The sequence below is a fragment of the Bradyrhizobium sp. CCBAU 45389 genome (assembly GCF_028128625.1).
Lineage (GTDB): Bacteria > Pseudomonadota > Alphaproteobacteria > Rhizobiales > Xanthobacteraceae > Bradyrhizobium > Bradyrhizobium liaoningense_B.
Genome location: NZ_LBIY01000085.1, coordinates 13794 through 40453, shown reverse-complemented (window position 1 = coordinate 40453; position 26660 = coordinate 13794). Strand labels below are relative to the sequence as shown.

The window sequence follows — 26660 nt, the reverse complement described above, 5'->3', positions numbered from 1 at the left end:
CGCTCCATCCGGGCTACGAATTCACAATACCTACGTGCTGCTCCCCGCCGCGGTTGCGACCACGGGCAGCACTTCGCCGCCGGCGCGGTCCGGTGTCTCGTCCTTCCAGCGCACCGAGCCGAACGGACGCTCCAGCATGCGGCGTACGCGCACCGGCTCGGGGCCGATGTGGAAATCGATCGCCTGCTGATGCAGCGCGCGCTCGGACAGGGTCGAGCGGTTGCGCTGGCGCAAGTAGTCGAACCAGGTCGGACAGTGATAGCGCTCGGTCCACAATTCGGGATCGGCAATGTCGCGCGCGATCGACCAGCCATAGGCGCCGTTGCGCTGCCGTGAGAGCTGCACATCCTGCATCACATTGTGGAAGGCGCGCGCGTTCTCCTGGGCGACGCGATACTCGATCTCGACCACCAGCGGTCCGCTGCGGCCGGTGAGCGACAGCCGCACCTCGGGATCGGCCAGCACCTCGGCATCCTCGTTGCGGGCGCCGACGCGCGGCATCGTGAGCCAGATTCCGAGCAGCGGCGAGAGCAGCATCAGACCGGCGGCAACGAGCAGCGCGACCTCGACGCCGGCATAGTCGGTGAGATGGCCCCAGCCCCAGGCGCCGATCGCGATGCCGCCGGAGATCGAGGCCTGGAATGCCGCGAGCGACCGGCCGGCGACCCAGCGCGGCGCAGAGAGCTGTACGCCGATATTGAACAGCGCGACCGCCGCCATCCACACCGCGCCGGCGAGCACCAGCGCGGTGGCCGTCAGCACCGGCTCGGTGCTCACGGCGAGGGCGGCCATCGCGAACGCCATCGAGATGGTGCAGGCGCGGATCGCGGCCTCGCCGCTCATGCGCTTGCGCAATTCGTGGATGTTGAGCGCGCCGACCACCGCGCCCATGCCGAAAGCGCCGAGCATGATGCCGTAGGTCTGCGCGCCGCCATGCAAGAGGTCGCGCGCGATGAGCGGCATCAGCGCCATGATGGCGCCGCCGATCAGGCCCATCACCAGCGTGCGCAGCAGCACGATCTTGATCGGCGGCGAATTGGTGATGTAGCGGAAGCCCGACACCATGGCGCGGTTGAGCTTCTCCCGCGGCAGGCGCGAGGGCTCGACCGAGCGGCGCCAGAGCAGCAGCACCGCCAGCAGCGGCAGATAGAGGACCGCATTGCAGGCAAACGCCGCCACCGCGCCGAGCGAGGCGACGATGACGCCGCCGACCGCGGGACCGAAGCTGCGCGCGATGTTGTAGCTGATGCCGTTCAGCGCGACGGCCGACGGCAGGGCTTCCTGTGGCACCTGCTCGCTGACCGAGGATTGCCACGCCGGCCCAAACAACGCATTGCCGCTGCCGACGACGAAGCAGAAGACGAGCAGCAATTCCGGGGTGATCAGCTTGAGCCAGGCCAGTGCCGTCAGCGCGGTCGCGCCGGTGAGCGCGATCGCCAGCGAGATCAGCGTCACGATGCGGCGGTCATACATGTCGGCGATGGCGCCGGCCGGCATCGAGATCAGCATGATCGGCAGCATCAGGGCAGTCTGCACCAGCGCCACCTTGTCCGCCGAGGCCGCCATCTGCGTCATCGCCCAGGCTGCGCCCACGCCCTGGATCAGGAGGCCGAGATTGGAGAGCAGGCTGGCGAGCCAGATGCGCCGGAATACGGTGAACCGCAGGGGGGCGGCGATGCCCTCGCCGGCGAATTTCTGACGGTTCGGCTGCTCGGTCATATCCCCTTCCATTTGGGCTGGCAGAAGTGGTCTTCGGGTGATTCCGGCAAAGTCAGTGATGCCCGCGAAAGTCCTTCGCTGTCCAGTGGTTAGGCCGGTATAAGCGGTGCAAAGATGGTTTTGCCGGGGAGGAATAGATGAGGCTGTCGCGACGGACGATCCTGCTGGGGGCGGGCAGCTTGCCCTTCGCGGCTGCGAGCCTGCGGATGGGCGCGCTGGCCCAGACGGCGCCCGCCGTGCAAAACGCGGAAGTGCCGCCGATCCTGTTCGTCCACGGCAACGGCGACTACGACGCGCTCTGGATGACGACCTTGTGGCGGATGGAATCCAACGGCATCGGGCGCGATCGCATGATGGCGATCAATTTCACCGATCCGCTGGCGCGCAGCGACGACAAGGTCGAGCAGGCGAACCGCTCCTCGACGGAGGACCAGCGCCGCGAGCTCGCCGCCGCCATCGCTGAGCTGAAGCGCCGGACTGGAGTTCCGCGCGTGGCCTTGGTCGGCAGTTCGCGCGGCGGCAACGCGATCCGCAACGTCATCAGAAGCGGCGGTGCCGGTGATGTCAGCCACGCCGTGCTGTCTGGCACGCCCAATCACGGTGTGTTCGCGACCGACGACCAGCTTGGAAACGAGTTCAACGGCCGCGGGCCGTTCCTGCGCGGTTTGAACGAGGGGGAGAGCGAGGTGACGCCAGGGGTCGCCTTCCTCACCTTGCGCAGCGACGGCATGGACAAATACGCGCAAGCCGACGGCCGCTTCATCGGCAAACCCGGCACGCCGACCGGCGTCACCAATGAGGGGCCGGAGCTGAAGGGTGCGACCAATCTCGTGCTCGGCGCGCTCGATCATCGCGAGGTGGCGTTCCATCCGCGCGCTTTCCGCGAGATCTACAAGTTCATTGCCGGACGCGAGCCCCAGCGAATTGCGGTCGTGCCGGAGCAGAGTGTCCGCCTGAGCGGTCTCGTCACTGGCACGCCCGGCGGCGTATCGACCAACCGCCCGGTGGCGGGTGCAACCGTCGAGATCTTTCGCGTCGACCCCGATACCGGTGAGCGCAAGGGCGGTGCCGTGCACAGCGCGAAGACCGGCGCCGACGGCCGTTGGGGCCCGGCGCAGGTCGATCCCGCCTGGTCGCTCGAATTCGTCCTGGCAGCGCCGGATGCGCCGACCACGCACTTCTATCGTTCACCCTTCCCGCGCTCGTCCGACGTCGTGCACCTCCGGCCCGCGCGCCCGCTCGGGCAGGCGGACAAGGACGCCGGCGCGATCGTGATCATGTCGCGTCCGCGCGGCTATTTCGGCCTGCCACGGGACGTGGTGCTGTTCGACGGCAAGGAGCCCGCCGACGTCAAGCCGGGTGTGCCCACCGATGCGGCAGCAACATTGCGGCTTCCGGCCGCCGAGATCGGGCGTAACATCGTGGCCCAGTTCGGCGAAGAACGGATTGTGGCACGCCTCTGGCCGGCCGCCGAGAACAGGATTGCGATTGCCGAGATGACTTACTAGCTATTCATTTGCGCCAGATCTGCGGGAGAGAGCCATGAATATCGCCAGTGTGCGTCGGCCCATCGTCCCTCCGGCCCCGCCGCGTGCGCCCGACAACATGTCGTTCCTTGCTAAGCTCGCGGTGATCCGACGCAACATGATCGCCACCTGGGGGCAGCGTGCCTACGAGGAAGAGGTCATCCCGGGCCGCTTCGTCTTCCGCAACAGCTTCATCCTGAACCAGCCGGATGCGATCCGGCATGTCCTGCTCACCAATTACGAAAACTACACGCGCACGCCGGCCGGCATCCGCATGCTGCGTCCGGTGCTCGGTGAGGGCCTTCTGATCGCAGAGGGTCATTCCTGGACGTTTCAGCGCCGCACGCTCGCGCCGGCCTTCACGCCGCGCGCGACCGCAAACCTCGTTCCGCACATGACGGCGGTGCTCGACGAGACCATCGCCAAGCTCGACGCGCGCACAAGCGAGCCGGTCGACCTGCGCGAGGTCATGCAGCGCATGACGCTCGAGATCGCCGGACGCACGATGTTCTCGTTCGGCATGGATCAGCATGGCGCCACCTTGCGCAACTTCGTCATGGAATATGGCGAGCGGCTCGGGCGTCCCTACTTCCTCGACATGCTGCTGCCGGTGTCCTGGCCGACCCCGATGGATCGGGCTCGCGCCCGCTTCCGCAAGCGCTGGACCGAGTTCGTTTCGATGCTGATCGCCGAGCGGCGCCAAATGGGCAAGAAGGACGGCGCGCCGCCGCGCGACCTGTTCGATCTCATGGACGAGGCGCGCGATCCCGAAACGGGCAAGGGCTTTTCCGACGCGCAGCTCATCGACGAGGTCGCGACCATGATTCTCGCCGGTCACGAGACCACGGCGGCGGCGCTGTTCTGGGCGCTCTATCTGCTCGCACTCGATCCGGAGACGCAGGAGGAAGTCGCCTCCGAGACACGGGACGAACATCTCGACAGCATGGCCGATATCGATCGCCAGAAATTCACCCGCGCCGTGATCGAGGAGACGATGCGGCTCTATCCGCCCGCGTTCCTGGTCGCGCGGGCCGCGCGCGAGAAGGACAACGCGGCCGGCATCGAGATCGGCAAGGGTGACATCATCATGATCGCGCCGTGGCTGCTGCACCGGCACGAGAAGCTGTGGGATCAGCCGAACGCGTTCATCCCAAAGCGCTTCATGTCGAGGGAGGCGCCCGACCGCTTCGCCTATCTGCCGTTCGGCGCCGGTCCGCGCGTCTGCATCGGCGCGCCGTTTGCGCAGGCCGAATCCGTGCTGGCGCTGGCCCGGCTGATCGGCGCCTTCCGTGTCGAGTTGGCCGACGAGACTCCCGTGATTCCGCATGGCGTCGTCACGACCCAGCCGGACCACTCACCCTTGTTCCGCATCACGCGTCGATGACAGGTGCTCGTCTGACCGATGGCGTGATTCAACCGAGATAGAGCCCCGCCATGAGCGACATCCAGGCCCAGTTTTCCGTTCTGAAGCAGACCGCCGATGCGAAGGTGGTCGATGCGATTGCGGATCTCATCGAGCATGGCGAGGATCACGAGCTCAACCGCGTCAACGTGCTCGATTTCTCCACGCAGCACGGTCTCGACGAGGAGCACGTGATCTCGGCCTTCCTGCATTCGGCGCGGCTCGGGTTGTTCGATCTCGGCTGGAATGTGCTCTGTCCGGGCTGCGGCGGCGTGCTCGGGGCGCACTCGACCCTGAAGGCGCTCAAGCCCGATGATTACCACTGCGCGCTCTGCGCCTGCGGCTACAAGGCCTCCGTCGACGACCAGGTCGAGGTGTCCTTCACGGTGAACCCGCGCGTCCGGCGCATCGCGGCACACGATCCCGATACGCTTCCGGTGTGGGAATATTTCAAGCAGGTGTTCTGGAGCTCCGGCGTCGACTTCAACAAGGAATCGTTTGCGACGCTCGCCAACGAGGTCACGCTGGACACGATGGAGCTGCCGGCCGGCGAGAAGGCGACCATGTCGCTGCAGCTGCCGGGCGATTTCGTCATCATCTTCGAGCCGGTGACGCACGCCGCCCATTTCATCGACGTCCAGGGCGAGCCGACCAAGGACCGCCAGCAGCTCGCCATCATGTACAACAAGGTGCAGGCGCCGACGGGGACCACGGTGATGCGGCCCGGCCCGTTGCGGCTGTCGCTGGAGAACCAGGCCGGCGTGCGCGTGCTGCCGTCGGTGTTCATCGCGGCCGAGGCGCTTCATCATCTCATCGGCAAGCGCAAGCCGTTTCTCACGGCCAAGCGGATGCTGTCGAACCAGACGTTCCGCGACGTGTTCAAGGCGGACAATCTCAGCCTCGATCAGCGGCTCCAGATCACCTCGCTGACGTTCCTGTTCACCGATCTGAAGGGCTCGACCGCGCTGTACGAGCGCGTCGGTGACCTCGCCGCGTTCGATCTGGTGCGCGCGCATTTCCATGCGCTGCTCGAGATCATCTCCTCAGAGAAAGGCGCGGTGGTGAAGACCATCGGCGATGCCGTGATGGCGACCTTCGTCCGTCCCGAACATGCGATCGTCGCGGGTCTGCGGATGCGCGCGGCGATGGACGAGCTCAACAAGCAGCGCGGCACCACCGACCTCATCGTCAAGATCGGCATCCATGAGGGCCCGTGCCTCGCGGTGATGCTCAACGAGCGGCAGGATTATTTCGGCCAGACCGTCAACATCGCCGCGCGCGTGCAGAGCCTGTCGACCGCGCAGGAGATCCATATCACTGGGCCGGTGGCGGATGCGCCGGCGGTCGCCGAACTCCTCCAGCAGCGCGAGATCAAGCCGATCCAGAAACAGGCCGCGCTGCGCGGCATCGCCGACAAGATGCTGGTGTACGAGATACCGTGACTCCATACGTCGTCCCGGCCGAGTGCGCAATTGCGCACGGGGGCCGGGACCCATACCGCGTGATTTCTGAAACGGGCAAGATGTATGGGTAGCCTTCGCCGGGACGACATTGGAAGGCTTGGCTCGCTCCTCGCCCAGATTGCCGAAACGTAATGCACGCGCGAAACTGACGCACGTTGCGCCGGTTGAGTTTCCCACTCATATAATGCTGGTAGCCGCCGCATCCCGCGGCGGCATCGATTTTGGTAGGACCTTATGCTCGACGGCCTGCGCCAATTCATCGCCGACATTGTTGCCCCCCAGGCTCAGGACCGCGCATTCGGCGACAGCGATTATCGGCTCGCGGCCACTGCATTGCTGGTCCACGTGGTCTCGCTGGACGGCCAGCCGAGCGCGGCCGAGCAGCGCAAGCTGCACAGCCTGATCGAAAGCCATTTCGGGCTCGATCGCGGCGCGGCGGATCGTCTGATCACCGATGCGACCCAGGTCGAGGGCGACGCCGTCGATCTCTACCATTTCACCAGCGTCATCATGCGCTCGCTCGACGAAGCGGGCCGCAAGCGCATCGTGCAGATGATGTGGGAGCTGGTCTATGCCGACGGCCAGGTCTCTGAGTTCGAGGACAACGTCGTCTGGCGCGCCTCCGACCTGCTCGGGATCTCCCAGCGCGACCGGATCGAGCTCAAGCACGCGGTTGCGGAGCGTGCCGGCGGGCAGGTGCAGGACAGCGCCGTGAGCGGTTGATCCGCGCAAACCGGCCGACGGCCGGTTGTGTTGATCACATGACGAAACTTTAATGTGGGCGATCTCCTCCCGGATTTGCCCGTAAATTCCCGGATTTTCTGCTTACCCTGATGTCCGCTCAAGCGGCCATGCGGCGGGTGCCGCTTGCCTGTCGCGCACGGCCTATGCTCTCGTTCCGCCATTGCGGGACCAAAAACTTCAATTCAAGAGACATCGATCGTGACTGAGCGGGTAACGTTGATCACCGGTGCCTCGGCGGGCATAGGCACGGAGCTGGCGCGCGTGTTCGCCGCCAACGGACACCGCCTCGCACTGACGGCGCGACGGGCCGACCGGCTGGAGGCGCTCGCCAATGAGCTCGCCGGCAAGGGCGGCAAGAAGCCGATCGTGATCGCCTGCGATCTTCAGGACGCGGACGCCGGCGAGAAGATCGCCGCAGCCCTCAAAGCCGAAGACGTCGAGCTCGATCATCTCGTCAACAATGCCGGCTTTGGTGTGTTCGGCGATGCCATCGAGTGCGACCGCGCCGAGCAGGTCGGTATTGTCGATGTCAACGTGCGGGCGCTGACGGATCTGTCGCTGCGCTTTGCCGATCAGCTCATCAGGAACAAGGGCGGACTTCTGAATGTCGGATCGGTTGCCGGCTTTCTGCCCGGCCCCGGCATGGCCGTCTACTACGCCTCCAAGGCCTATGTGATTTCACTCACCGAGGCGCTGCGGGCAGAGCTCGCGCCGCGGGGCGTTCGCGTCACCGTGCTTTGCCCGGGTCCGGTGCCGACCGAATTCCAGGCCCGCGCTGGTGTCGGGTCCGGACACAATACGGCGCTTCTCAACGTTTCGGCGCCCGATGTTGCCAGGCAGGCCTATCACGGCCTGATGGCGAACAAACGGGCAGTGCTGCCGGGTCTCGGCATCAAGATTGTGCCGTTCGCGCTGCGATTCTTTCCGCGCGGCTTCATCCTGTCCGCCACCAGCCGGTTCCAGCGGCAGAGGCACTAGATTTCTTGTTTTGACGCGTTTTCTTCACGCGAACCGGTATCCACTTCGCTCGAAAACGCTTTGAAGACAGCCCTTCGCGACCGTAGTGGCCCGGAGCTTGCTTCAGTAGTGCGGCATGTGTGCGCAAACTCACACGATGTTAACCATCGCTTAGCTATGCTGGCGGTCTGAACCGATAGCACTCGCAGAGGCCATGTCGTTCCGGACGGACAGGTTTGGTGGCGCAGGAGTGGTGCCCTTCCGAAAGAAGGCGCCGAGCGCCGCCGCCTCCGAAAGCCGGTTGCCGGTTCTGATCGTTCTGCACCAGGAATCCTCGACACCCGGCCGCGTCGGCAATGCGCTGCGCGCGCTCGGCCATCGCCTCGACATCCGTCGTCCCCGCTTCGGCGATCCCCTGCCCGAAACCCTCGACCGGCATGCCGGCGCCGTGTTCTTCGGCGGCCCGATGAGCGCCAACGATCCCGACGACTACATCCGCCGCGAGATCGACTGGATCGAAATTCCGCTTCGCGAACAGCGACCGTTCCTCGGCATCTGCCTGGGCGCGCAGATGCTGGCGATGCAGCTCGGGGCTCGCGTCGAGCCGCATGCGGAGGCGCTGACCCAGATCGGCTATTACCCGATTCGTCCGACGGCGGCGGGACACGCGCTCTGCCCGGACTGGCCGGCGCAAGTCTATCACTGGCACCGCGAGGGATTCACGTTGCCCGTCGGTGCCGAACTGCTTGCGGAAGGCGATGATTTTCCGATCCAGGCCTATCGCGCCGGCAATGCCTTCGGCGTGCAGTTTCATCCCGATGTGACCTACGCGATGATGCATTGCTGGACCACGCGCGGCTATGATGGCCTGAACGCACCCGGCGCGCGCGAGCGACATCATCACTTTGCGGACCGGGCCGTGTATGACGCGGCGGAGCGCGCCTGGCTCGACCATTTCATCGACGGCTGGCTGGCGCGCCGGCCGGTGCTGGCGCAAGCCGCCGAGTAACCCGCGCCTTCGCGCAGGTTCTTCGCATAAGGCCTTGGCGCAAGTCCTTCTCCCATCCCTGGATATGCTAGGCTCGTTCGTAACGAGCGCGCGCGAACGCGTGCCGGCAGCAAAGGGAGAGCGTCATGGGCTACGAACACATTCTCTATGAGGTGAGCGACAAGATCGCGACCATCACGCTCAATCGCCCCGATCGCATGAATGCCTGGACGCCGGTGATGGAGCGCGACGTGCGTCATGCGATGGAAGCCTCAAACGCCGACGACAATGTCCGTGTCATCGTGCTGACAGGCGCCGGCCGCGCCTTCTGTGCCGGCGCCGACATGGATGCACTGAAGGGCCTCGATCCCGATGACGTCAGGCGCGCAACGAACCTGCCGCCGTTCGACATGAACCGCCGGCCCGACTGGCAGACGCGCTACGGCTTCTATCCGTCGATCAAGAAGCCCGTCATCGCCATGCTCAACGGCGCGACCGCCGGCATCGGTCTCGTCCATGCGCTTTATTGCGACCTGCGTTTTGCAGCCGACAACACCGTGTTCACGACGGCCTTCGCGCGGCGCGGGCTGATCGCCGAGCACGGCATCAGCTGGATGTTGCCGCGCATCGTCGGCCACGCCAATGCGATGGATCTGCTGCTTTCGGCGCGCCGTGTTTCGAGCGAGGAAGCGCTGCGGATCGGACTGGTCAACCGGCTCTGCCCGCCCGAGCGGCTGCGCGAGGAAACCTATGCCTATGCGCGCGACCTCGCCGATTTCGTCTCGCCGAGCGCGATGGCCGTGATCAAGCGCCAGCTCTACGATGTCCCGTTCCAGACGCTCGCGGAGGCGACGATCGAGGCCAACAGGGAAATGATGGTGGCGCTGGCAGGCAGTGATTTCCGCGAGGGGGTCGCGAGCTTCATGGAGAAGCGGCCGCCAAGGTTTACGGGGAGGTAGGGGGAGATTTGCGGATAGAGCCCGCCGTCGCCCTTCGGGCTATGGCGGGGCAGCCTTCGCTCACTTCGCTACGAGAGACTTTCCGGGCTTGCCTAGCCGTAGCTCGCGAATTCCGATCAGTAGATAGAGCCCGCCGTCGCCCTCCGGGCTATGGCGGGGCAGCCTTCGCTCACTTCGCTACGATGGACTTCCCCAGGCTTGCCTAGCCGAAGCTCGCGAAGCGAGCGAAGGCTGGTGGAGCCAGGCGGGATCGAACCGCCGACCTCGTCATTGCGAACGACGCGCTCTCCCAGCTGAGCTATGGCCCCTTTGCTGGCCGCTCTGGTGAACGCGGCCGACAACCGGGCGCCATTTAAGTCCCTGCCAAGGTCAAGTCAAGGACGGGTGTAACCCGGTTTTAGCCATTCCGGCGTCCGAACTTCCCTTGTTTGGGCGGGGGGGAACCGATATCTAGCAAAAGGCGTCAATCCCGACCGAAGCCAGAGTTTTCAATAGCCAGAGGCCTCAAAAGCCATGCGTGCCGTTCTCGACATCGTCATCATCGTGCTCGACCTCTACGTCTGGCTGTTGATCGCCTCCGCGATCCTGTCCTGGCTGATTGCCTTCAACGTCGTGAACACGCGTAACCAGTTCGTGTCGGCGGTGGCGGAGTTCCTGTACCGGATCACCGAGCCGCTGCTGGCGCCGATTCGCAATTTCCTGCCCAGCCTCGGCGGTCTCGACATCTCGCCGATCATCCTGATCCTGATCATCATGTTCATCGAGCGGGTGATCCTGTACTACATCTACCCGAACGTGATCTGAGCAGGCTGGAGCGCCTTGGTCGCGAACGAGGCTCGCAAGGAACCCTGGCGTTATTCCGCCGCTGGAATCAGCATCGCGCTGCGGGTGACGCCGCGCGGCGGCCGCGACGACATCGACGGAATCGAGCAATTGGCCGATGGCCGCAGCGTGCTCAAGGTACGGGTGCGGGCCATTGCCGATGGTGGCGAGGCCAACAAGGCCGTTCTGGTCCTGTTGGCAAAATCGCTCGGGGTGCCCAAAGCCAGCGTGAAACTGCTATCCGGAGCCACCTCGCGGTTGAAGCAGATCGCGGTCGACGGCGATCCGGCGCGGCTGGGTGAGGCCTTGCGCCAGCTCGTCCAGGCCAAAGCGGCAGACGCCAAATCGACAGACTGAGGAACTGACATGACCGCCAAGATCATCGATGGAAAAGTCATCGCCGCGGAACTCCGCGCCCGCGTTGCCGACGAGGTCGCGCGGGTCAAGCGCGAGCACAATCTGGTGCCGGGCCTCGCGGTGGTGCTGGTCGGCAGCGACCCCGCCAGCGAGGTCTATGTCCGCTCCAAGCACACCCAGACCCAGGCCGCCGGCATGGCCTCGTTCGAGCACAAGCTGCCGGCCGACGTCTCGCAAGCGGACTTGCTGGCCGTCGTCGCAAAGCTCAACCGCGATCCGGCCGTGCACGGCATTTTGGTGCAATTGCCGCTGCCGAAGGGGCTGAACACCGAGGCCGTCATCAACGCCATCGATCCCGCCAAGGATGTCGACGGCCTGCATCCGAACAATGCCGGCCGTCTCGCCGGCGGCTTCGAGGCACTGTCGCCCTGCACGCCGCTCGGCTGCATCATCCTGACCAAAAGCGTGCATGCCTCGCTCGAAGGCATGAACGCCATCGTCATCGGCCGCTCCAACCTGGTCGGCCGCCCGCTGGTGCAATTGCTGCTGAACGAGAACGCCACGGTGACCATTGCGCATTCGCGCTCGCGCGATCTGCCCGGCCTCGTGAAGCGCGCCGACCTCGTCTACGCCGCCGTCGGCAAGCCGGAGATGGTGCGCGCCGACTGGTTGAAGCCGGGTGCAACCGTGATCGATGTCGGCATCAACCGCATCCCGAAGGAGGACGGCAAGACGCGCCTCGTCGGCGACGTCGCCTATCAGGAAGCGCTTGGCGTGGCCGGTGCCATCACGCCGGTGCCGGGCGGCGTCGGTCAGATGACGGTGGCGTGTCTCTTGGTGAATACGCTGCGCGCGGCCTGCGCAATCGCCGGCCTGCCGAAGCCGGCGGTGTAGCTGTTCGTCATTCCGGGGCGGCTCGCAGAGCCGAACCCTGGTGCGCAATTGCGCACCTTAGAATCTCGAGGTTCCGGGTTCGCCTCTTCGAGGCGCCCCGAAACGACGACTACGCCTTCTTCTTCTTCTCGCGCTCGATGCCCTCGAGGATCAGCTTGTGCGCTTCCTCCGGGCCGCCCCAGCGCAGGATCTTCACCCACTTGCCCTTCTCGAGATCCTTGTAGTGCTCGAAGAAGTGCTGGATCTGCTGCAGCGTGATGTCGGGCAGGTCGGAATACGACTTCACCTTGTCGTAGCGCTGCGTCAGCTTCGACGACGGCACCGCCAGGATCTTCTCGTCGCCGCCGGCTTCGTCCTCCATGAACAGCACGCCGACCGGGCGCACGCTCATGACGGCGCCGGGAATGATGGCGCGGGTGTTGATGATCAGCACGTCGCAGGGGTCGCCGTCGTCCGACAGCGTGTGCGGGATGAAGCCGTAGTTACCGGGGTAGCGCATCGGCGTGTACAGGAAGCGGTCGACCACCAGCGTGCCGGCCTCCTTGTCCATCTCGTACTTGATCGGTTCGCCGCCCACGGGGACTTCGATGACGACGTTGACATCTTGGGGGACGTTTTTTCCGATCGAGATAGCATCGATACGCATTCAAGGCTCCGTTGTTGCCGAGGTTAAATCGCGCCCGGCAGCGATTTTGGCGCTGTCATACGCGGGCTTGGCCCGCCAATCCATCGTGTTTTTGTGAAATAATGAATCCAGCGATCACCGGCGCATTGGGCGGGCGGTATCGAAGGAAGGAAAGCGCTGCCGGCCGGACTTCAGCAGCTCAATTGGTCCAAGCGAAGGCAACCTTGTCGAGCGACTTCGGCCCGAAACGCTCCGAGGAGCGCGCCACCATGCGGCCACCCAGGGCACGGTAGAACTCGGTCGCGGGATCGTTGTCCGAGAGCGCCCACACCACCATGCTCTTCAGGCCGCTCTGCATCAGGTCGCGGCGAGCTGCGGCGAACAGCCTGCGGCCGAAGCCGAGGCCCTGAAACTCGGGGCGCAGATACAGCTCGTAGATCTCGCCGTCGAAGTGCAGGCTGCGCGCGCGGTTGCGGCCGTAATTCGCATAACCCGCGATCTTGTCGCCGAACACCAGAACGCTGACGCGGCTGCCCTTGCGGATAGCGCTGTCCCACCACTGCGGACCGCGGCGGTTGATCAGCTTCTCCAGCTCGGCGCCGGGAATGATGCCCTGATAGGCCGAACGCCAGGCTTCGTCATGCGTCGATGCCACCGCAGATGCATCTGCAGCTTTGGCCGGCCGGACCTCGATCAGGGTTGTGCTCATGGACGCGATCAAATCAAGTCGCCGCGCCGGCGGCAAGACCTATCGTTAATTATCGGTTAACCTGTGGACTTTCTGCATCAGTATTGTGGCCATGTTGTACCGAAAGAGGACAAGCCGCTGCTTTGAACGGCAACCCCCTGCCACGCGTCGGTGCAAAACTGCGTTGCGGCAACCAATGAACGGCAATGGCAACGCAGAAAGTCCGCCCAGAATGATTCGTTCCTACTAGTCTGGTGCTGTCCGTGCTCGCCTTTGGCCATTCATGCGGCTCTTCAACATCCTTGCGCTCCTGTCTCTGCTGACCCTGCTGACCGCGTCGCCTCTGTGCGCCCAGGTCACGTTCGGTGCAGCGGGCGCGGAGGGCGAGCCGTTTCGCCGGCAGGAATGGCGTGTGCCCTCGCCGGATGCCGGCATCGCCGCGCATGCGCTGCTGTTTCGTCCCGCTGGCGCCGGTCCATTCCGGCTTGCGGTCATCGCGCACGCTTCGACACAGAATGCGTTGCGTCGTGCGCAAATGCCGCAACCGGAATACCGCCCGCTCGCAGCGTTCCTCGTCGCGCGCGGATTTGCCGTGCTGGTGCCGGAGCGGCTCGGCCATGGTGCGACCGGCGGCCGCTATGTCGAGGACCAGGGAGATTGCGACGAGCCTGACTATGCGCGCTCCGGCCGCGCGACGGCCGAAGAAATCGCGCTCGCGCTGGACTATTTGCGAAAGCAGGACTTTATCCGCAAGGATGCCGCGATCGTGATCGGCCATTCCGCCGGTGGATGGGGCGCGCTGGCGCTCGCGAATGCCGATCCAAAGGCGATCTCCGCGATCACGGTGTTTGCGCCGGGGCGCGGCGGCCACGCCAATGACGAGCCAAACCGGATCTGTGCGTCACATGCGCTGCTGGCGGCGGCAGCCGAATTCGGCAAGACGGCGCGTATTCCCGTCACATGGTTCGTCGCAAGCAATGACAGTTATTTTGCGCCGGCATTCTCGAAGTCGTTGGCAGATGCCTTTCGCAGCGCCGGCGGGAAGGTCGATTTCCGCACATTGCCCGCCGTGGGCGACGAGGGGCATGGGATGATCGAGACTGACGCCGGCGTGAAAGCCGCGGGCATCGACCTCGAACGTGCGCTGAACCAGTCGAAACCAATGGCGACCAAGAAGCCATGACGCTGTATTTCCTGGTCAAATTTTTCCATGTGCTCGGCGCCATCGTCATCCTCGGCACCGGGACCGGCATCGCCTTCTTCATGCTGATGGCGCATCGCTCGCAGGATGCGGAGTTCATCGCGCGCACCGCTTCGGTCGTGGTGATCGCGGATGCGATCTTCACGCTGTCGGCGGTGATCCTCCAGCCGGTCAGCGGCGGCCTGCTGATGCTGCTCTCCGCGACGCCGATCACGGAGCGCTGGCTGCTGGTCTCGCTCGCGCTCTATGCCATTGCCGGCTTGTTCTGGGTGCCGGTCGTCTTCATGCAGATCGAGATGCGCGATCTCGCGCGCAAGGCTGCCGATCAGCGCGCGGCGCTGCCGGAACGCTATTTCGTGCTGTTCCGCCGCTGGTTCGCGTTCGGCTTCCCCGGCTTCGGAGCGACGATGCTGATCCTCTGGCTGATGATTGCAAAGCCGTTTTGAGCGACGCGATGATGAAAACCATTTTAGTGCTCGGCGCCTCCGGCCTGATCGGCCGCTTCGTCACCGACGATTTGCGCGCACGGAGTTTTCGCGTGATCGGTGTGGCCCGCAGCTTGTCGCCGGCGCAGACGATGAGCGGGCTGGACATCGAGCTGCCGATCCTCTCGCTCGACGTGGCAGCGCTGACGCACCTTCTCAGCGAGCACTCCGTCGACCTCGTCGTGAACTGCCTCGGCGTGCTCCAGGACGGACCCGGCAGCGATACGGGCGCCGTGCATCGCGATTTCGTCGCGCGCCTGCTTCAGGCTGTCGCCGACAGCGGCCGCGCGGTCCGGCTGGTGCACATCTCGATTCCCGGCACCGCTGATACCGATCGGACAGCCTTTGCGACGACTAAGCGTGAGGCCGAACGGCTGATCGCGGCATCCGGCATTCCCTACGCCATCTTGCGCCCCGGCTTCGTGGTCGCTCCGTCCGCCTACGGTGGGAGTGCGATGCTGCGCGCACTCGCTGCCTTTCCGCTGGACCTGCCGGAAAAGGAAATGGCGACGCCATTTCAGCCCGTTGCGGTCGAGGATATCTCGGCCACCATCGCCTGGCTCGCCGCGCGCGATATCGACGATGCCTCCGTCAAAGCCCTGACTTGGGATCTGATGCAGGCAGAGCCCGTCAGCATGGCCGGCGTCATCAAGCAGTTTCGCCATGCGTTCGGCACGGCCGGCTGGCCGCGCCTCCCAATGCCGACCTTCATGCTGGATCTCGGGGCAAAGATCGGCGATTTCGCCAATTATCTCGGCTGGATGCCGCCGATGCGTTCCACCGCGATCGCTGAGCTCCGTCGCGGCGTGACGGGCGATCCGTCAGTCTGGATCGCCGCGACAAGCATCGCGCCGAAGACGCTGGCAGAGACGATCGGGCGCCACCCCGCCACCATCCAGGACAAATGGTTCGCGCGGCTGTTCCTGGTCAAGGCGTTGATCGTCGCGAGCCTGGTCGCGTTCTGGCTCGTCTCCGGCTTCATCGCGCTGTTCGTGTCCTACCGCGCCGCCGCCGGCATCTTGACCGCACACAATTTTCCGCCCGCGCTGGTCGATCCCATCACCATCGGCACCAGCCTGATGGACATGAGCATCGGCGTGCTGATCGCCTTCCGCCGCACCGCGGCCGTCGGCCTGGCGGCGGGCATTGTGGCGTCGCTCGGTTATATGGTCGGCGCGGCGATCCTGACGCCCGACCTCTGGATCGAGCCGCTCGGTGCGCTGGTGAAGACCGGGCCGGCGATCGTGCTGATGCTGGTCGCACTCCTGATGCTGGATCACCGATAGCGTTTTCGAGCGAAGTGGATCCCGGTTCGCGTGAAGAAAACGCGTCAAAGAGAGAAGCTGATGCCAAAATGGCCCGACGATGACGTCATCCTGTTCGACGGCGTCTGCATCTTCTGCTCGCGCTGGGTGCGCTTCGTCGCCAGGCGCGATACGCAGAAGAGGTTTCGTTTCACGCCGGTTCAATCGGATTACGGGGCGCGGTTGGCGCGCACGTTCGGCATCGACCCCGGCGATCCCGACACCAACGCCGTGGTCCATGGCGGCGAAGTGTTCATGAAGTCGGACGCCGCACTGACGGTGCTGTCACAGCTCCCCGGCTGGGGCTGGGTGCGCGCATTGTTCGTCGTGCCGAAGCCGCTGCGGGACCCGATCTATAGCCTCATCGCGCGCAACCGCTATCGCATTTTTGGGAAGTACGATGCGTGCTTCGTGCCGGATGCGGATTTGCGGGCGCGGGTGATTGAGTAGCGGCCCGTTATGAGAACGAGGCCTCGTAGTTGAGCGGCGAAAGATGAACAAGGTTCTCCAGCGGCGGAGTTAACTCGAACATTCGAGGGTGCGCCGAGAAATCAAAAACGCGGCAAAGCCGAAACGCTTCTGGGCGTTCTGAAGCCAAAGAGAGCTCGTTTCTCGTGATGTAAAACGGCGTGACGTCTGCGCCGACCGTTGTCTTCACTTCGAGCAAGCGTTCTCTGCCCTGTGCGTCGAAAGAGAGTATGTCGTAGCCTGCGCCGTCACCAAGCTCCTCAGAAATCCATCGAATTCTCCTGGCAAGATCGGGTCGCTCAAGCTGAGTTAGTCTCTGACGTTCGTGATGGAAGACTAGTTCTTCTCCGTCGCGCCCTAGTTTGCGGTTGCGGAAGTCGCGCTCGACCGGATTAAACTTACGGATCAGCCGTTCTATGTTTGAATTGCGCGGCGAAACCGGCAGGAGCGGCGGAGGCGCTCCCACAAACAGGCCTTGCCGCTCGGCCCATCCGTCCACGACCTTCTCCGGATGCAACGCTGTCGGATTTTGAGAAAGGTATCGGTCAATCGCCGCAATAATCGCGGCTTGATAGTTTTCCGCCGGGAAGTAGCCCCTGATGCTGGGTAGGCCCAGTTTGACCAGCACCGCTGAAATGTTCCGATGCTTGAATTCGACAGAGCTTTTGCTTCGATCGAGATCGTTTCTTAAAGCCCGATTGTGTGCGGCTTTGTTATAGGGAATGCCGGATATTTCTTCGCCGAGCATGCTAAAATAGTCGGCGACGATGCGATCGAGCTCTTCATCAGTCCAATCTGGTTGTCCGCCGCCGGCCATACGCAAGAAAATGAACCAAATGATATTGGGCGTCCAGTCCCAGGGTTCATGATCCGCCGGATGTTGCCGCCAACACTTCCTTCGCCGCCCGCTCCCCGCTGTCCCGCGCTCCATGTGCGGTCGTAAAAAACTCCGGCGACGTCGCTTCTCCGGCGAAGAACAACCGTTCGTCCACTGGCGCCGCCAGCACCGCGCGATCCCCAGCATGGCCGGGCAGCGCATGCGAATAGGATCCTCGCGCGAAGGGATCGCGGGCCCAGCGCGATTCGTACAGCGGCTTCAGCTTGCGCCTGATATCGTTGCCGAGAAAACCCGCGATCTCGTCGATGCTGTGCGCGGCGATGGCGCCTTCGCCGGCGTCTTCCAGCGTGCGGGCGAAGCTGCCGCCGAAAAAACCTTCGATACAGGGCTGGCCGAATGGGCGGATGTGGTAGGTGCCCATCTCCGTGCGCATGGTGGCGCCGCGCAAATTGCCCTCCTTGGGGAAGGCCTCGGCGTCGCCGAGCGCCAGCGTCACCTTGTCGTCGACGCCGAGCGGCAGGCCGGCGGCGGCATCGACCTTGGCCGGGAGTGGCGGCGAGAAGCGGATGGCTTCGTCCGCGATCAAATTGGTCGGCACGGTGACGATCACCTTGCCGGCATCCAGCGTGCCCCGCGACGTCTCGATGCAGATGCGTTTGCCCGCATGATCGATCAGCGTCACGTTGCAGTTCAGCGCCACCGGGCAGGGCGCGCCATAGGCCGCAACAAGCGCGCCATAGCCGCGACGGACGCGCCAGTTGAGGCCCGTGTCCTCATAGGCGTCCCAGTCCAGCGTGGACATGTCCTTCAATTCGCAGCCGTTGATATAGGTCGAGATCGCATCGATCATCGGATTCCAGCGATTGCCCAACTCCAGGCTCAGGCTCGCGGGCTCGTCCTTGCCTGTCTGCGCGACCTGCCAGAGGCGTTCATAGAACGCGTCCATCGCGCGCATGAAATCGTCGCGCTCGCTTTGCGGAAAGGCGTTGCCGTAGGCGCGCTCGCGCCAGGGCGGCAGGTCCTTGTTGAGCTCGAAACCGAGCTGCTTTGCGATTGTAGCGAAGGAATTCTTGTCGGCCGAATGCAGCCAGCCGCAGCCGACGTCGAACGTCACCTCGGGCGAGGCCTGCACGGTCCAGGCCCGGCCGCCGAGCCTGTTACGCGCCTCCAGCACGATTACGGAGAGGCCGGAGCCCGCCAGCGCGTGCGCAGCGCCAAGGCCGGCGGCACCGGCGCCGATGATCGCGACGTCCACGGAGGAGGGCAGGGAGGTCATGAGCGGGCTCTAGCACGTTCGCCGGAGAGCCAGAAGCCACCGCGCGCATAGCCGTCATCACCCGCCCTTGCGCGCGATAGCGCTTCGGAGCAGGTGGTCAAATATTCCAGGAACGGTTCTGTAGGGTGGGCAAAGGCGCTCTTGCGCCGTGCCCACCATTGTCGCGTGGTGGGCACGCTTGCGCTTTGCCCACCCTACGGCACCGAGACGCGGCGGCCTACGCCACCGCTTCCTTGGCCTTTTCCGCGCGCTTGCGCTCGTTCGGGTCGAGGTGCTTCTTGCGCAGGCGGATCGACTTCGGGGTGATCTCGACGAGCTCATCGTCCTCGATATAGGCCAGCGCCTTTTCGAGGGTCATGCGGATCGGCGGGGTCAGGCGCACCGCTTCGTCCTTCGAGGTCGTGCGGATGTTGGTGAGCTGCTTGCCCTTGAGCACGTTGATCTCGAGATCGTTGTCGCGGGTGTGCTCGCCGACGATCATGCCCTTGTAGACCTTCCAGCCTGGCTCGATCATCATCGGGCCGCGGTCTTCCAGCTTGAACATGGCATAGGCCACCGCCTCGCCCTGGTCGTTGGAGATCAGCACGCCGTTGCGGCGACCCTGGATCGGGCCCTTATACGGCAGGTAGTCGTGGAACAGGCGGTTCATGATCGCCGTGCCCTTGGTGTCGGTCATCAGCTCGCCCTGATAGCCGATCAGGCCGCGGGTCGGCGCGTAGAACACCAGGCGCAGGCGGTTGCCGCCGGAGGGCCGCATCTCGATCAGCTCGGACTTGCGTTCGCTCATCTTCTGCACGACGACGCCGGAATGCTCCTCGTCGACGTCGACCACGACTTCCTCGATCGGCTCCATGGCGCCGCCGGTGGCTTCGTCCTTCTGGAACACGACGCGCGGACGCGACACCGAGAGCTCAAAGCCCTCGCGGCGCATGGTCTCGATCAGGATCGCCAGCTGCAATTCGCCGCGGCCGGACACTTCCATCGCGTCCTTGTCCTGGGATTCGACGACGCGCAGCGCGACATTGCCCTCGGCCTCGCGCAGCAGGCGGTCGCGGATCAGGCGGCTGGTGACCTTATCGCCTTCGGTGCCGGCGAGCGGCGAGTTGTTGACGATGAAGGTCATCGAAACGGTCGGCGGATCGATCGGCTGCGCCTGCAGCGGGCTCTCGACGGCGGGATCGCAGAACGTGTCGGCCACGGTGCCCTTGGTCAGGCCCGCGATGGCGACGATGTCGCCGGCTTCGGCGAACTCGACCGGCTGGCGCTCGAGGCCGCGAAAGGCCAGGATCTTGGTGATGCGGCCGTTCTCGATCAGCTTGCCTTCACGCGACAGCACCTTTACGGCCTGGTTCGGCTTCACCGAACCCGACGCGATGCGGCCGGTGATGATGCGACCGAGATAGGGGTTGGCCTCGATGATGGTGCCGAGCAGGCGGAACGGGCCTTCCTCGACCACCGGCGGCGCGACGTGCTTGATCACCAGCTCGAACAGCGGCTTCATGCCGACATCGTGGGATGCGTCGGGCGAGTTCGCCATCCAGCCGTTCTTGCCCGAGCCGTAGAGGATCGGGAAGTCGAGCTGCTCGTCGGTGGCGTCGAGCGCCGCGAACAGGTCGAACACCTCGTTGACGACCTCGGAGATGCGCGCGTCGGGACGGTCGACCTTGTTGATGGCGACGATCGGCTTGAGGCCGAGCTTGAGCGCCTTGCCGACCACGAATTTGGTCTGCGGCATTGGGCCTTCGGCGGCGTCGACCAGCACGATCACACCGTCGACCATCGACAGGATGCGCTCGACCTCGCCGCCGAAATCGGCGTGGCCGGGGGTGTCGACGATGTTGATCTGGGTGTCTTCCCAAGTCACCGAGGTGCACTTGGCGAGAATGGTGATGCCGCGCTCGCGCTCCAGATCGTTGGAGTCCATGGCCCGCTCGGCGACTTTCTGGTTGTCGCGATAGGTACCGGACTGCTGCAGCAGCTTGTCGACCAATGTGGTCTTGCCGTGGTCGACGTGGGCGATGATGGCGATGTTGCGAAGGTTCATGGGTGAGCTTCTTTGCGGTCGGACAATGGGTTAAGCGCGATCTCGCCGGTCGGACCGGGACCTCTTCACGGACAACGCTGGAAACGTGGAAAACGGGGCCTGCTTCGCCCAAAAAGGAAACCCGGCCATATCAGACCGGGCACCCTACGCGTTTGCGGCGCAATATATGCAAAAACCGCCAAAAAACAATGCGTTCTTTGCCAGTTGGTTGACTGAATTTTGTCCGGGAATTCCCGGGGCTTAGGGCTGGGTTCCGGGATGGGTGGGGGCCTTCCGCCCCTTGATCGCCGCCCAGATCAGGACGACGCCCCCGATGCCGACGGTCAGCCCCAGGAAGACCAGCGGTGCGATGTCGGAATCGATCTTGCCGCCGTCGATCACCGAGGCCCCGCCGAACAGCAGCGCACAGAGGCCCGGCAGCAGCAGGATCACCCCCGAAATCACCATGAGCGCGGTGAGGCAGCCGCTGCGCTGCGTCGGAGCGGCCGGGGGCGGGGGTGGGGGCTCGATGTTGCTCATGAGGATGCGACGCTACTGCCGGGGTTTAGGCGGGGTCGCCACGCGGATGAAGAGGAAGATCGCAATTCCGATCAGGACCAATCCAATCGGGACAAATGCGTCGGCTTGGCCGGCGAATGCCAGGAAGCACAGGCCGGGGAAAAGCAGCGCCACGCCGGCGATCACCATGAAAGCGGTCAGGCAACCGCTGCGTCGTGGCGGAGCCATCGCAGACGCGTCCTCCTGAGGCGGCGGCTCCGGCGTCGGCGGAGGCGCGCCGGTGTCGCTCATCTCGGCACCTCCTCGCCTTGGCGTGCCTCGCGATAGGTCTGACCAGCCAGATCAGCGCGGATGCCGTCGATCTTTCCGTTCCGGTAGAACAGATTGTAGGTGTCGAACGGAATGATCGCGCCCTGCTCGGTCACGAAATGGATGCAGCTTCGCTTGACGTTGCCGACGCAGAAATTGAAGCGGTCGAGGAATTGCACGATGGTGACGCGGAAGACGTTCTCGTAGGAGAGCCCTTCCGGCACCTGGAAGCTCGGCAGGCAGCACAGCAATTCGCAGACCCGCTCGCTTGTGTTCAATGGCCCTGACGACAGCGAGAACAGATCGACGAATTTTTCCCGCAGCATCGGATATTTTTCCGGGCTAATGGTGTTGGGCATCACCGCAACCAGCTGCTCCTGCGGGATCAGCGAGGTCAGCGGCAGCACCTTCTCGCCGTTGCGCAGGCCATAGCCGATTGAGATGCTTTCGGGGTTGCAGGGCAGCGGGACCATGTCCTTGTCGCCGAACACGCCGGTCTCGACGACGTGCTTGCGAATCTCCGACAGCATGATGCGGTCGGTATTCTTGTCGAAGTTCTCGTTGCGGCCGGCGTCCTGCACCGGCTGCAAGGTGACGCCGCGAACGCACTTCCAGGTCAATGCATGGCGCACGATGTCGCCGATCTCGGCATCGTTGACGCCGCGCTTGATGGTCGCGACCAGCGTGGTCGAGATGCCAAAATGCTCGAGATTTTCCAATGCCTGCTGGCGAATCTTTCGAAGGTCCGCGCCGCGCAGATTGATCAGCGCATCGCGCTGAAGCGAATCGAACTGGAGATAGACCTCCAGCCCCCGCCTGTTCTCGGCGAGCCGCGCCACGAAATCCTTTTCGCGGGCGATGCGCAGGCCGTTGGTGTTGATCATGACGTGGCGGATCGGGCGGGCGCGCACGGCGTCCAGGATCTCGAAGAAATCCGGATGCAGCGTCGGCTCGCCGCCGGAAATCTGCACGAGATCGGGCTCGCCTTCGCTCGCGACCAGCGCGTCGAGCATCCTCTCCACCGTCGCGAGCGGCGTGAGTTTCGTTCGTGCGGGTGAAGATTCGGCGAAGCAGACCGGGCAGGTGAGATTGCAATGCTCGGTGATCTCGATCAGCGCCAGGCAGGAGTGCTGCTCGTGGTCGGCGCAGAGGCCGCAATCATAGGGACAGCCGAATTCGGTGCGATGCTGGAATTGCAGCGGCCGGTCGCCCGGCTTGATGAAATCCTTGCACAGGCGCCAATAGGCGGCATCCGTCGACACCAGCGTCGACTGAACGCCATGCTCCTTGCACCGCTTTTCGTACCAGACCTCGTTGCCCTGGATCTGGATCTTGGTCGGCACCAGCTTCAGGCAGGTCTCGCAGAGGGATTGGGTCTGGCCCCAGAAGATGTAGGGACGCGACTTACGCAACGGCGCGTTCATGCACGGATCTCGCTTTGGGCGCCGTCGCCAGCATGAATGCGGCGTAGAGCAGGATGGACAGCGACAGCAGGTGAAACAGCGTGAAAGGTCCGATCAGAGTGCCATAGGGCTTGAGGAATTCCCACAGGAAGCGTTGTGCTCCATAACAGGCGAGAACCAGGTAGAATCCATTGGTGATCGCGAACGCATTCCGGTTCAACACGGCCAGCACATAGCCAAGCGCAAACAAGCCCATCGCCGCGCTCTCGTAGAGCTGCACGGGGTGGCGGAGAACGCCGTCGCCGAAATCATGGCCGAAGGGCAGCGCCGTCGGCGTGCCATAGGTGAAATCGTCGAGGCCCGCGAAGTAGCAGCCGAGCCGGCCGATCGCGATGCCGAGGGCCAGCGGCAGCGCAAAGCGCGCGCCGGTTCGTAACCTGATCCCCGCGGACCATTTGTAGAGCTCGATCGCCACGATGCCGCCGGCCAGCGCGCCCTCGACCGAGCGCGCAACGCCGCTCTGCCCCGACAGCCACAGATTGGCGGACCCGAACAGATAGGCGCCAACGCCGGCGCCGAACACCAGCGCGGCGATATAGGGCAGCTCGAAGGATTGCGCCGGAAACTGCAGGCCCCGTCGCGACAGCCAGGAGAGCGCGGCCGCCGCCGCCAGCCATGCCGCAATGTCGAAGATCGTGTGAAGGAGTGCCCCGCTCATGCGGGTATACTAGCGCAGGTCGAAGCGGAGCCAATAGCACACCGCGAGGGGGGAGCAGTGTCGCTACTCCGCCTCCCGCTCCTCCGTCGGATACACTCCGCGCAGCACCTCCTCGAAATGCATCTTCACGGCGTCATTGCACAGGCAGGCGCGCAGCTTCAGGCCGTCGCGGTTGCGGACCAGGATCGATCCGCGCCGCGTATCCAGCACGCCTTCGGCCTTGAACGACTGCAGCACGCGGCTCGCATAGCTGCGCCCGACCCCGAGCAGCGTCGCGAGCTGCTCATGCGTCAGCGGCACGCTGCTCGCGTCGCCGGTTCGCTCCATCGCCGCCAATATCCATTTCGCCGTGCGCTGCTCGATGGAGTGGATGGCGTTGCAGGCGGTGGACTGAAAGATCTGCGCCAGCATGCAGTCGGCGTAGCGGACGAAAATGTTGCGCAGCGACGCCGAGCGCAGCTTGGCTGCCTCGAGCTTGGCGACATGAATGCGCGCAAACGGACCGGCGAATTTCACGCAGATGCGGGTATAGGCCGGCAGGAATCCTTCACTGACGATGCCGCCCACCGCGCCCTCGCGGCCGACCAGAATGGTCTCGACGTCGCGGCCGTCCTCATTGGGCACCAGAAAGGTCGCAAGCGCCGGTCCGCAGGGGAAGTGGACGACCTGCACGTCGTCGCCGGGATTGTAGAGCAACTGGTTCGCGGCGGTATCTTCGACGGTCACGTATGGCGCGAGCAGCGCATAGTCCGCCTGGCTCAAGCGCCGCAGCAGATTGTTGGCCGGCCGGCTCTCGACCTCGCTGGTCTTGTCGATTCGCGCATCCATCGTGAATCCCCTGTCCTCCTCCCACATTAGCGAGTTCCGTCCATTCCCTGTGTGCACAAGTGGACAGACGGGAGAACTGCGATGTGGTGGGTTTCGTTCCGGGAACCCTCCGATGCGCTGGGCGCAGGCATCGTGTCGCGGCAGTCCTGATCCGAAAAAACCTCACGCAGAAGCTGTGATCATGGCACCCGCATTCTCCAATGGCTCAGGCCGGCCCACTGACGTTCTGATCGTCGAGGACGATCCGATCATTGCGATCGATTTCGAGGATCGTCTCGTCGGATTCGGTGTGACCAGCGTGCGGACCGTCGGCTCGGTGACGCAGGCGCTTGAGGCAATCGCAAAGCGTGCTCCCGACTTTGCGCTGCTCGATGTCGAGCTGATCCGCGAGACGAGCTTTGCGATCGCCGAGCGGCTGGCTGCGCTCAAGATCCCCTTCGTCTTCGTCACCGGCTACGGTGCCGACGCGCGGATACCGCCCGAGTTGGCTGGCCAGCCGCGCTTGCAGAAGCCGTGCTCGAGCGACGCGCTGGAAGCAGCGCTTCAGGTAGGTGCCGTGGAATAGCGATCAGGCCTGCCTGGGATCGAGCGTAGTCGACCACAGTGCGACGTCGGCGCGGTCGCGCAAGGTCACCGTCATCTGGCCCGAGGCGCCGTCGATCTTGACGTGACCGAAGAACTGCATGCCCGCCGACGGCGGCAGGTTCTGATTGTCCTTGCCCGGCGCCTTGACGAAGCGCACCTCGGGTCCAAACGTGTTGTCGAGCGCGTTGGGCCCGAAAGTGCCGGCGTGCAGCGGGCCCGAGACGAATTCCCAGAACGGCTCGAACTCCTGGAATTGCGCCTTGTTCGGATCGTAATAATGCGCGGCGGCGTAGTGCACGTCCGCCGTCAGCCACACCGTGTTGCTGATCGGCGCCATCTTGATGAAACGGAGGATGTCGGCGATCTCGAACTCGCGGCCACGCACCGGGCCGTCGCCCTGCGCAATGGCTTCCGAGCCGCCCTTCGGCGTGTCCGAGACGATCAGGCTGATCGGCATGTCCGATGCGATCACCTTCCATGTCGCGCGCGAATTCAAAAGGCCGCGCTTGAGCCAGGCGATCTGATCCGGGCCGAGGAAGTAACTCGCCGGGCCGTAGGCGGTCTCGAGATTGGCGCCGTTCGGGCCGCGATAGCTGCGCTCGTCGAGCACGAACACGTCGAGATGCGGGCCGTAGGAGATCTGGCGATAGACGCGGCCGGGCTCGGTGATGCTTTCCCGCATCGGGTACATCTCATGGAAGGCACGGCCCGCGCGGGCCGCGAGCAGCTCGATGTCGCGCACCTTGTAGGCAGCCGGCAGCTCTTTCGACAGCGACCAGTTGTTGGTCACCTCATGGTCGTCCCACTGCACGAAGATCGGCACCTCGGCATTGAAGGCGCGGAGATTGTCGTCGGTGAGATTGTATTTGTGCGCGGCGCGGTACTCGTCCAGCGTCTCGGCGACCTTGGCCTTTTCGGGAATCGTGACGTTCTTCCAGATCTTGCCGTCGGCGAGTTTTACTTCGGATGCAATGGGCCCGTCGGCGTAGATCGTGTCGCCGGAATGCAGGAAGAAATCCGGACGGTGCTTGCGCATCGCGGAGAAGGTGAACATGCCGCCGTCGTCAGGATTGATGCCCCAGCCCTGGCCTGCGACATCGCCGCCCCAGACGAAGCTGACGTCGCGGCGGTCGGCCGGCGCGGTGCGGAAGCGACCGGTCACCGGCTCGCCCTCGATCGCGGCATGGGAGAGATCGCGGAAGCGGACGCGGTAGAAGATGTCCTGTCCGCCCGGCAGGTTCTCGATCAGCATCTTTGCGGTGAAGTCGCTCTCGGGCAGCGCCGCGATCGGCGGCAGCGCGCGGGCGTCCTTGAAAGATTCGGTCGTCGCCACCTCGACCAGCATCTGCGCTGGACGGTCGGCACGCGCCCACACCACGCCGCCGTCGACGGTGACGTCACCCGACTGCACACCGTGGGTGACTGCCGGTCGGTCGGCCGCGCGCGACAGATAGGGCATCGCGACGGCGCCGAGCGCGCCGGCGCCGGTGGTGAGGAAGCGGCGGCGGGAGAATTTGATGTTCATGGGACAGCCCGGATATCGCGTGCGACGGCCGCGA

General features: G+C 64.5%; 27 protein-coding genes and 1 tRNA gene. 15 read left to right on the top strand and 13 right to left on the bottom strand.

The annotated features are described in order from the left end of the window. Window positions 1-30: 30 nt before the first annotated feature. Complete coding sequence (locus XH79_RS15325; RefSeq protein ID WP_212346220.1) at window positions 31-1719, bottom strand: MFS transporter; 1689 nt, start codon at window positions 1717-1719, stop codon at window positions 31-33. A gap of 137 nt (window positions 1720-1856) precedes the next feature. Here XH79_RS15325 and XH79_RS15320 point away from each other — a divergent pair, with 137 nt between their 5' ends. From XH79_RS15320 to XH79_RS15290, 7 genes are all read left to right on the top strand, one after another. Further along, on the top strand, window positions 1857-3227 hold the full coding sequence (locus XH79_RS15320; RefSeq protein ID WP_271582159.1) for a hydrolase: 1371 nt from the start codon (window positions 1857-1859) through the stop codon (window positions 3225-3227). A gap of 34 nt (window positions 3228-3261) precedes the next feature. Then, entirely contained in the window at window positions 3262-4629 is a 1368-nt protein-coding gene (locus XH79_RS15315; protein ID WP_271582158.1) for a cytochrome P450, read from the top strand. 50 nt (window positions 4630-4679) lie between these two features. After that, on the top strand, window positions 4680-6089 hold the full coding sequence (locus XH79_RS15310) for an adenylate/guanylate cyclase domain-containing protein (protein WP_271582157.1): 1410 nt from the start codon (window positions 4680-4682) through the stop codon (window positions 6087-6089). 255 nt (window positions 6090-6344) lie between these two features. Then, entirely contained in the window at window positions 6345-6833 is a 489-nt protein-coding gene (locus XH79_RS15305; protein ID WP_271582156.1) for a tellurite resistance TerB family protein, read from the top strand. Between the two features lie 219 nt (window positions 6834-7052). Then, window positions 7053-7832, top strand: coding sequence for an SDR family NAD(P)-dependent oxidoreductase (locus XH79_RS15300; RefSeq protein ID WP_271582155.1), 780 nt, complete (start codon window positions 7053-7055; stop codon window positions 7830-7832). A gap of 193 nt (window positions 7833-8025) precedes the next feature. Beyond that, complete coding sequence (locus XH79_RS15295; protein ID WP_271582154.1) at window positions 8026-8820, top strand: glutamine amidotransferase; 795 nt, start codon at window positions 8026-8028, stop codon at window positions 8818-8820. A gap of 125 nt (window positions 8821-8945) precedes the next feature. Next, window positions 8946-9758: an enoyl-CoA hydratase gene (locus XH79_RS15290; protein ID WP_271582153.1), complete on the top strand. Its 813-nt coding sequence runs from the start codon at window positions 8946-8948 to the stop codon at window positions 9756-9758. A gap of 232 nt (window positions 9759-9990) precedes the next feature. On the opposite strand, the gene XH79_RS15285 is transcribed toward XH79_RS15290, so the two are convergent. Then, window positions 9991-10066, bottom strand: a tRNA-Ala gene (locus tag XH79_RS15285). A gap of 205 nt (window positions 10067-10271) precedes the next feature. Here XH79_RS15285 and XH79_RS15280 point away from each other — a divergent pair. Genes XH79_RS15280 through folD form a run of 3 tightly spaced genes read left to right on the top strand, consistent with a single transcriptional unit; the run spans window position 10272 to window position 11831 of the window. Next, window positions 10272-10562, top strand: coding sequence for a YggT family protein (locus XH79_RS15280; RefSeq protein WP_018645113.1), 291 nt, complete (start codon window positions 10272-10274; stop codon window positions 10560-10562). Window positions 10563-10577: 15 nt separating this feature from the next. Beyond that, window positions 10578-10937 carry a DUF167 domain-containing protein gene (locus XH79_RS15275; RefSeq protein WP_271582152.1) on the top strand — a complete coding sequence of 120 codons (360 nt, stop codon included), beginning with the start codon at window positions 10578-10580 and terminating at the stop codon, window positions 10935-10937. Between the two features lie 9 nt (window positions 10938-10946). Continuing rightward, window positions 10947-11831, top strand: a complete 885-nt coding sequence (folD, locus tag XH79_RS15270; RefSeq protein WP_212346247.1) for a bifunctional methylenetetrahydrofolate dehydrogenase/methenyltetrahydrofolate cyclohydrolase FolD — start codon at window positions 10947-10949, stop codon at window positions 11829-11831. 109 nt (window positions 11832-11940) lie between these two features. Here the strand turns inward: folD and ppa are convergent, their stop codons facing one another. Both ppa and XH79_RS15260 read right to left on the bottom strand, forming a co-directional pair. After that, entirely contained in the window at window positions 11941-12477 is a 537-nt protein-coding gene (ppa, locus tag XH79_RS15265) for an inorganic diphosphatase (protein WP_271582151.1), read from the bottom strand. A gap of 178 nt (window positions 12478-12655) precedes the next feature. After that, the gene (locus XH79_RS15260) at window positions 12656-13165 is read right to left on the bottom strand and encodes a GNAT family N-acetyltransferase (protein WP_212346250.1); all 510 of its coding nucleotides are present in this window, start codon (window positions 13163-13165) and stop codon (window positions 12656-12658) included. 262 nt (window positions 13166-13427) lie between these two features. Between XH79_RS15260 and XH79_RS15255 the strand changes: the two genes are divergently transcribed. Genes XH79_RS15255 through XH79_RS15240 form a run of 4 tightly spaced genes read left to right on the top strand, consistent with a single transcriptional unit; the run spans window position 13428 to window position 16584 of the window. After that, window positions 13428-14327: an alpha/beta hydrolase family protein gene (locus XH79_RS15255; protein WP_271582150.1), complete on the top strand. Its 900-nt coding sequence runs from the start codon at window positions 13428-13430 to the stop codon at window positions 14325-14327. Further along, window positions 14324-14791 carry a DUF2269 family protein gene (locus tag XH79_RS15250; protein ID WP_271582149.1) on the top strand — a complete coding sequence of 156 codons (468 nt, stop codon included), beginning with the start codon at window positions 14324-14326 and terminating at the stop codon, window positions 14789-14791. Before XH79_RS15255 ends, XH79_RS15250 begins: the two co-directional genes overlap by 4 nt. A gap of 8 nt (window positions 14792-14799) precedes the next feature. Further along, window positions 14800-16116 carry an SDR family oxidoreductase gene (locus tag XH79_RS15245; RefSeq protein WP_271582148.1) on the top strand — a complete coding sequence of 439 codons (1317 nt, stop codon included), beginning with the start codon at window positions 14800-14802 and terminating at the stop codon, window positions 16114-16116. Between the two features lie 60 nt (window positions 16117-16176). Further along, window positions 16177-16584: a thiol-disulfide oxidoreductase DCC family protein gene (locus XH79_RS15240; RefSeq protein ID WP_271582147.1), complete on the top strand. Its 408-nt coding sequence runs from the start codon at window positions 16177-16179 to the stop codon at window positions 16582-16584. A 7-nt stretch (window positions 16585-16591) separates the two neighbouring features. Here the strand turns inward: XH79_RS15240 and XH79_RS15235 are convergent, their stop codons facing one another. From XH79_RS15235 to XH79_RS15200, 8 genes are all read right to left on the bottom strand, one after another. Then, a complete protein-coding gene (locus tag XH79_RS15235; RefSeq protein WP_271582236.1) occupies window positions 16592-17419 on the bottom strand; it encodes a DUF3883 domain-containing protein in 828 nt (275 codons plus the stop codon). Between the two features lie 46 nt (window positions 17420-17465). Then, window positions 17466-18716: a flavin monoamine oxidase family protein gene (locus tag XH79_RS15230; protein ID WP_271582146.1), complete on the bottom strand. Its 1251-nt coding sequence runs from the start codon at window positions 18714-18716 to the stop codon at window positions 17466-17468. Window positions 18717-18933: 217 nt separating this feature from the next. After that, a complete protein-coding gene (gene typA, locus XH79_RS15225) occupies window positions 18934-20760 on the bottom strand; it encodes a translational GTPase TypA (RefSeq protein ID WP_212346264.1) in 1827 nt (608 codons plus the stop codon). A gap of 240 nt (window positions 20761-21000) precedes the next feature. Continuing rightward, window positions 21001-21279: a hypothetical protein gene (locus tag XH79_RS15220; protein WP_271582145.1), complete on the bottom strand. Its 279-nt coding sequence runs from the start codon at window positions 21277-21279 to the stop codon at window positions 21001-21003. Window positions 21280-21291: 12 nt separating this feature from the next. Then, a complete protein-coding gene (locus XH79_RS15215; protein WP_245004016.1) occupies window positions 21292-21549 on the bottom strand; it encodes a hypothetical protein in 258 nt (85 codons plus the stop codon). Then, entirely contained in the window at window positions 21546-22991 is a 1446-nt protein-coding gene (locus XH79_RS15210; protein ID WP_212346270.1) for a radical SAM protein, read from the bottom strand. The genes XH79_RS15215 and XH79_RS15210 overlap by 4 nt, the downstream gene beginning before the upstream one ends. After that, the gene (locus tag XH79_RS15205) at window positions 22972-23688 is read right to left on the bottom strand and encodes a prolipoprotein diacylglyceryl transferase family protein (RefSeq protein ID WP_271582144.1); all 717 of its coding nucleotides are present in this window, start codon (window positions 23686-23688) and stop codon (window positions 22972-22974) included. Before XH79_RS15205 ends, XH79_RS15210 begins: the two co-directional genes overlap by 20 nt. A gap of 63 nt (window positions 23689-23751) precedes the next feature. Further along, window positions 23752-24516, bottom strand: coding sequence for a Crp/Fnr family transcriptional regulator (locus XH79_RS15200; RefSeq protein WP_212346276.1), 765 nt, complete (start codon window positions 24514-24516; stop codon window positions 23752-23754). A gap of 181 nt (window positions 24517-24697) precedes the next feature. On the opposite strand from XH79_RS15200, the gene XH79_RS15195 reads away from it, so the two are divergent. After that, on the top strand, window positions 24698-25081 hold the full coding sequence (locus tag XH79_RS15195) for a response regulator (RefSeq protein ID WP_212346279.1): 384 nt from the start codon (window positions 24698-24700) through the stop codon (window positions 25079-25081). 3 nt (window positions 25082-25084) lie between these two features. Here XH79_RS15195 and XH79_RS15190 read toward each other — a convergent pair whose 3' ends face one another. Then, window positions 25085-26626: an alkaline phosphatase D family protein gene (locus XH79_RS15190; RefSeq protein ID WP_271582143.1), complete on the bottom strand. Its 1542-nt coding sequence runs from the start codon at window positions 26624-26626 to the stop codon at window positions 25085-25087. Window positions 26627-26660 lie beyond the last annotated feature (34 nt).